Annotated in this window: 6 protein-coding genes and 1 pseudogene; 3 read left to right on the top strand and 4 right to left on the bottom strand. The window is 36.0% G+C overall.

The genetic code is table 11. The features are described 5' to 3' along the window. The 3 genes from JWP71_RS09295 to JWP71_RS09305 form a co-directional block, all read left to right on the top strand. On the top strand, nucleotides 1-648 hold a 648-nt coding region (locus tag JWP71_RS09295), incomplete at its 5' end, for a universal stress protein (RefSeq protein WP_299498965.1). A 68-nt stretch (nucleotides 649-716) separates the two neighbouring features. Then, nucleotides 717-2,072: a Mur ligase family protein gene (locus tag JWP71_RS09300; protein ID WP_299498967.1), complete on the top strand. Its 1,356-nt coding sequence runs from the start codon at nucleotides 717-719 to the stop codon at nucleotides 2,070-2,072. A gap of 76 nt (nucleotides 2,073-2,148) precedes the next feature. Then, nucleotides 2,149-2,490 (top strand): helix-turn-helix transcriptional regulator, encoded by a 342-nt coding sequence (locus JWP71_RS09305; protein ID WP_299498970.1) that lies wholly within the window; start codon nucleotides 2,149-2,151, stop codon nucleotides 2,488-2,490. Between the two features lie 102 nt (nucleotides 2,491-2,592). On the opposite strand, the gene JWP71_RS09310 is transcribed toward JWP71_RS09305, so the two are convergent. From JWP71_RS09310 to JWP71_RS09325, 4 genes and pseudogenes are all read right to left on the bottom strand, one after another. After that, the gene (locus tag JWP71_RS09310; RefSeq protein ID WP_299498973.1) at nucleotides 2,593-3,711 is read right to left on the bottom strand and encodes a GNAT family N-acetyltransferase; all 1,119 of its coding nucleotides are present in this window, start codon (nucleotides 3,709-3,711) and stop codon (nucleotides 2,593-2,595) included. 78 nt (nucleotides 3,712-3,789) lie between these two features. Beyond that, nucleotides 3,790-3,975: a hypothetical protein gene (locus JWP71_RS09315; RefSeq protein ID WP_299498976.1), complete on the bottom strand. Its 186-nt coding sequence runs from the start codon at nucleotides 3,973-3,975 to the stop codon at nucleotides 3,790-3,792. Nucleotides 3,976-4,115: 140 nt separating this feature from the next. Continuing rightward, the gene (gene scpB / locus JWP71_RS09320; protein ID WP_299498979.1) at nucleotides 4,116-4,676 is read right to left on the bottom strand and encodes an SMC-Scp complex subunit ScpB; all 561 of its coding nucleotides are present in this window, start codon (nucleotides 4,674-4,676) and stop codon (nucleotides 4,116-4,118) included. A gap of 11 nt (nucleotides 4,677-4,687) precedes the next feature. Continuing rightward, nucleotides 4,688-5,029 (bottom strand): annotated as a pseudogene (locus JWP71_RS09325) (dehypoxanthine futalosine cyclase); the annotation flags it as partial.

Below are 5,029 nucleotides of genomic sequence, written 5' to 3' on the forward strand. Positions count from 1 at the left end.
CGCATAAAAAAATTAGAGCATTTAAAGCATAAATTAAGCAAGTTGGTTAGAGAGGGGGTTAAAATTACTACTCATTTAAACCGTTCGCACTTGTTACGTGCTGTTGTTGAAAACGTTGTGGCTAAAATTGTTGATGTGGTTATTTTAGGCAGCAAGGGAAATAGCAGTAAAGACGATTCTCACATCGGTAGCCATGTTGTAAACATATCAAAAGCCAGCCCGGTACCTGTAATAGTTGTGCCGCCGGCTTATAATTTCAAAACTATAGAACGTATTGTGGTAGCCTGCGATTTTAATAAGGTTAAAGAAACTGTACCGTTAGAAGCTTTGAAAAAGCTGTTGGATAGGAAAAAATTCGAGCTCTTAATAGTGAATATTGATAATGAAACTAAACACCTTGCCGGTGATGCCGAACGCAGGGCGGAAGAAACCGTTTTACACGGTATGCTAAAACAATATCATCCTAAATATTATTACATCAACAATCAGAATGTTATTAATGGTATTTTACAATTTGCTGCAGATAATAATGCACAGTTGGTTATAGCCTTACCACATAAATACAGCTTTTTCCAGTCGATACTGCATGATAGCGTTTCGCAGCGGTTAGCAGAAAGCGCTGCTGTGCCGGTGTTGTTACTAAAATGATTCTTTTGTTAAGCAAACTGTTTTTTGCGTTTATTTGCACTTTAATAAAAGCATAACCTGTAAATTACATGAGGGTACATTTTATAGCCATAGGTGGCAGCGCAATGCATAATCTTGCCATTGCTTTACATAAAAAAGGATTTGAAGTTACCGGATCAGATGATGTGTTGTTTGAGCCATCTGTTTCGCGTTTAAGTAAATATGGTTTACTACCGGAGCAGAACGGGTGGTACCCCGAAAAAATAACTGCCGATATTGATGCGATCATTTTAGGGATGCATGCCCGTATAGACAATCCTGAGTTAGTTAAAGCACAAGAGCTGGGTATAAAAGTATACTCATACCCCGAATATATTTATGAGCAATCAAAAGATAAGTTAAGAGTAGTAATAGGAGGGAGCCATGGTAAAACCACCATAACTTCTATGATTTTACATGTGCTGCAGGCTGCCGGAATAGATTTTGACTACCTTGTTGGCGCGCAGTTAGCGGGCTTTGAAACTATGGTTAAGCTAACCAAAGAAGCATCGGTAATTATTATTGAGGGCGATGAATATTTAGCTTCGCCGATAGACAGGCGGCCCAAGTTTCATTTATACAAAGCAAATATTGGCGTTATAAGCGGCATTGCCTGGGATCATATTAATGTTTTCCCTACGTTTCAAAGTTATATTGATCAGTTTGAAATTTTTATAGACACCATACAAAGCGACGGAAAACTTATTTACAGAAAAACGGATGAAATATTAAATAATGTAGTAACAAATAGTGATGCTGAAATTGATAGGGAACCTTATGCTTTACCGGATTATACCATTGAAAACGGCGTTACTACAATTATTGCAGATGGAAAAAAATATCCGTTAGAAGTTTTTGGTGAACATAACCTGCTGAATATGGAAGCGGCACGCCTGGTATGCGAAAGTCTTAATATTAAATCAGCAGATTTTTATAAACACATTACCACTTTTAAGGGTGCGGCACGCAGGCTTGAAGTAGTTGGGAAAAGCAATAATGCTCATATTTTTAAAGATTTTGCCCATTCGCCATCAAAGCTGCAAGCCACAATTCACGCGGTTAAAACTCAGTTTCCTAACAGGAAATTGATAGCATGTATTGAGCTGCATACGTTTAGCAGCCTGAATAAAGATTTCTTATCACAATACGCGGGTACTATGGATGAGGCAGACGTTGCCATGGTTTTTATTGACAAGAAAACCTTTGAGCAGAAAAAGATAGAACCCTATCCGGCAGAGACAGTTAAGGCCGCTTTTTTAAAGCAGAATTTAACTTTTTTTAACGATTCAAAATTATTGCTAACCGAATTAGAAAAGATAAATTTGACCAATACTAATTTGTTAATGATGAGTTCTGGAAATTTTGGTGGTATCGATCTTAGTGAGCTCAAAAATAAAATATTATAATAATTATTTGAAATTAAAAAAAAACAGTAACTTTATTAACTATTGAGAAACCCTTATCCTTATTTATAGAACAAAAATGAAGTCATTAGGAAAAAAAATCAGACTGTTACGTCATCAAAAGGCATGGAGCCAGGAGGATGTTGCAAAAAGGTTAGATATTTCTATTCCTGCTTTTTCCAAGATTGAAACCGGAATTACTGATATTAACTTATCGCGTCTTGAGCAAATCTCAAATTTGTTTGAAATGTCGGTAGTTCAGTTACTTACCTTTAATGACCTTGAACAGGAACAAAAATTTGTTAACGAATTAGAAGTAGTTAATAAAAGATTAACTGATCGGGAAATTGAGATCATTGATCTGCAAAAGAAAGTTATTGAGTTGTTTGAAGAATTAAGGCATAACAAAATTACGGCCTAATTAAGCTTAAAGCTTTTAAATAATGAAGAAAAATTATTTTCTTCATTATTAATTTTATTTAATCAAAGATTTTTTACTTTCTGCTTAAAGCTTTTACCTCAATCAAAAAATATAGCGCATAGTTAAATGTTTGTTTGCAAAGGTAGCTCCCATGGAGTTGTGTAGGGCAACCATTTTTTCGTTAAAATCGCCTACCCATGATAGCTCTAAAACGCTATATTGGTTAAGCGGGAGCACATACTCGCCCAGTTTTATAAATAAGGCTGATTCTAATCCGTGGTTTTGATATTTTTTCTTGGTACCCATAACTATGGCCCGCATACGCGAAACGCCTTTCCATTTGTAATACAAAAACTTTAATTTCCCAATTAAATTAAGCTTGCCATTTAAAGGTTTAAGCATTTGGTTAGCATCAGGTAAAACAATATTAAATGATGCCGGGTCGCCATTTACATAGGCAAATATTATTAAACGCTCATCCATTATAGGCTTCATTTTAGTAAAGCTTTCTAATATGGTATTATAATTAATGGGTACAAAATTTTCAAACCCCTCCCATGCATCATTATATATCTCTAAGAAATCTGCTGCGAATAGCTCTATTTTGTTTGCTTCAAGATGTTTAAACTCATAACCGGGTTTCTGGCTAACCCATTTGGCTATTTTATAAAAGCGTTCTGGAAAGGGTTTAATAATATCTACATGATTGGTTATTTGCTCATATTGTTTTTTAAAACCATAGTTTTCAAAAAAAGCTTTGTAATAGGGCGGGTTGTAATTCATGCCGTATGATGGTGGCGAAAACCCCTCTACCAATAACCCCCAAAAAGTATCATTCTCACCAAAATTAATGGGGCCATCCATAGCCTGCATGCCATTATCCTGCAGCCACTTTTTAGCGGTGTCAAACAATAAAAAAGCAGCTCTTTCATCATCTATACACTCAAAAAAACCCATGCCGCCGGTTGGCTGCTCGTAATTAAAAGCTTTTTTATTGTTGATAAAGGCCGCGACACGGCCAATTAGCTTGCCATTATCATCCTTCAAAATCCACCTGGTACATTTGCCATATTGATGAAAATTATTTTTAAGCGGATCAAAAACAGCTTCAATATCATTATCAAGCGGGCATACCCAGTTATCATCATTTTTATAGATGTTTCTGGCGGTATTTAAAAAAGCTTTTTTACTTGCTTTGTCATTAACTTCGGTTAGGATCATGGGGGAGATGTAAAAATATAAAAAAAGCATCCGGATGTTATTTCCGGATGCTTTAAAGTACGTTATTTAACAGGTCAATTAAAAATCGTCGTCATCGTCATCGTCGCCAAAGTCTTCAAAACCCAGATCGTCCAGTGGGCCATCAAAGTCCTCATCCTCGTCAACTACCTTTTTCTTTGGTGTTGTTTCCAAATCATCATCATCTTCCTCCGCATCCGTGTTCTTAGGAATATTTTTGTCTGCGTTCTTTTTTGGCGTTCCCATTTCGGTTGAATATTATATAGTAAAATTAAATTTAGGATATGCTTAAACGAATTTAATGCAAATTATCTTCTTTAAAACTGTATCTGATATTTATTAGTAAAATTAATTAAAATCATTTTATTAAAAAAAACATTTGAAATTTATTCCTGCTGCTCGCCAATTGAGGTTGAATTATCCGTAAGTTCTTTTATATGAGGCAATTCTTCTATAGTATTTATCCCAAAATAATCCATAAAAAGCGGACTTGTTCCATATAAAATAGGTTTCCCCAAGGCCTCAGACTTTCCATTTATTGCTATTAGCTCTTTTTCCAGGAGTTTTTGTATCGAATAATCACAGTTTACGCCGCGTATTTGTTCAACATCTGTTTTAGTTACGGGCTGTTTATAAGCAATAATTGCCAGTGTTTCTAAAGCGGCCTGGCTCAATTTCTTTTTAGATCGTTGTAATTGTAGCAAACTAATAACCGGGTGGTAATTTTTTTTGGTTAAAAACTGGTAGCCATTGTTAAGATAAACCAACTCTATCGCCAGGTTTTCATTTGTATATTTATCCTTGATGTTAGCAAGACTTTCGGTTACTTCATCAATTGAAAAATCACGTTCGAACGAAGCTTGTAAGCAATACATGATCTCTTCTACGCGTATGCTTTGTTCGGAGGCAAAAACCAGGGCTTCTATATACAGTTCGGGTGATTCCATTAATCGAAAGGTTAATAATTTATCACCTGCTCTTCTAACTGCGCAGGCACATCACGCCACTCATATTTTTGATTGCGCAGCTGAGGTTCAAAACCGGCAGCTTTAATAGAATCTTGTATGCCTTTAGCTGTAAAACGATGCGGTGCACCAGCGGCAGATACCACATTTTCTTCTATCATGATAGAGCCAAAATCATTGGCACCGGCATTAAGGCATATTTGTGCTACCTGTTTACCAACGGTAAGCCATGAGGCTTGTATGTTTTTAATATTAGGCAGCATAATACGGCTCAAAGCAATCATGCGGATGTATTCATCGCCGGTTACATTATTGGTTATGCCGCGTACTTTACG

Origin of the sequence: Mucilaginibacter sp., from assembly GCF_028287845.1 — a bacterium.
In the GTDB taxonomy this organism is placed as follows: Bacteria; Bacteroidota; Bacteroidia; order Sphingobacteriales; family Sphingobacteriaceae; genus Mucilaginibacter.

Bases quoted from the DNA above. Each gene is read 5' to 3' on its own strand.
- JWP71_RS09300 (WP_299498967.1), top strand. From the start codon at position 717: ATGAGGGTACATTTTATAGCCATAGGTGGCAGCGCAATGCATAATCTT.
- JWP71_RS09310 (WP_299498973.1), bottom strand. From the start codon at position 3,711: ATGATCCTAACCGAAGTTAATGACAAAGCAAGTAAAAAAGCTTTTTTA.
- JWP71_RS09315 (WP_299498976.1), bottom strand. From the start codon at position 3,975: ATGGGAACGCCAAAAAAGAACGCAGACAAAAATATTCCTAAGAACACG.
- scpB (WP_299498979.1), bottom strand. From the start codon at position 4,676: ATGGAATCACCCGAACTGTATATAGAAGCCCTGGTTTTTGCCTCCGAA.
- JWP71_RS09305 (WP_299498970.1), top strand. From the start codon at position 2,149: ATGAAGTCATTAGGAAAAAAAATCAGACTGTTACGTCATCAAAAGGCA.